Below are 773 nucleotides of genomic sequence, written 5' to 3' on the forward strand. Positions count from 1 at the left end.
GGGCACCGAGGTGCCCGGCGAAGGGCGCCTGCTCGTCGACGACCCGCCGGTGCAGCTCACGCCAGCGCTGCTCTCCGAGGCCCGTCGCGAACCAGTTGTCCACGGGCTCGTCCGTCGGTGGCCCTGCCCGGTGCAGTGCCGCGAGTGTGGCCCCGACCGCGGAGGGGTCGAGGCCACGGATGGGACCGCGCAGGTCGACCCACTCGAACACCCGGATGGCCGTGTCCGCGACCGTCGTGGCCACGGCGCCTGTGGTGGTGTGCACGATGCGTGGTGTGACGACGCCCTCGGCCAGTGCCGCCGCGACGAGATCGACGTCCCGGGACATGGCGGCAAGGTCCGGCGTCGCGAACCACTCCTTGACGGCATGCGTGCCCGCTTCGGTGTCGAGCCGCCACACCTGTCCCAGCTGCCCTCGCGCGACCGGGCCGGTCAGGGTGGCCGAGCCTCCGAGGCCGTATGCGTCGGCGACGTCCTGCGCCGTCGCGGCCGTGAGCATCCGATTCCCTTTCGGCTCAGACGATCTCGTTCACGGCAGCAGTCGCCAGACGGCGGTGCCCACTGTGACCACGGCGAGAAGCAAAGACGCCCATCCGAGTGGTGAGCGACCGGCGCGGCCACGGCCGAGGAGGAGCAGCAGGGCTGCGAGCACCGACAGCACCGCGGCGACGACGGTCTCCTCGGCGCCGAGGTCGATGGTGCGGATGAGGATCGTGTCGGTGAGGCCGTCACGGGTGAGGGAGCCGAGGACCCGGATGAGGAAGAAGACCCAC

General features: G+C 71.7%; 1 protein-coding gene and 1 pseudogene. Both read right to left on the reverse strand.

Annotation, left to right across the window (positions count from 1 at the left end):
- Positions 1–499 (reverse strand): annotated as a pseudogene (locus AC1DP0_RS22360) (phosphotransferase enzyme family protein); the annotation flags it as partial.
- Between the two features lie 30 nt (positions 500–529).
- A partial coding sequence (locus tag AC1DP0_RS22365) for a hypothetical protein (RefSeq protein ID WP_478088846.1) occupies positions 530–773 on the reverse strand: 244 nt, incomplete at its 5' end.

The sequence above is a fragment of the Terrabacter sp. P5_B1 genome, from assembly GCF_056400505.1.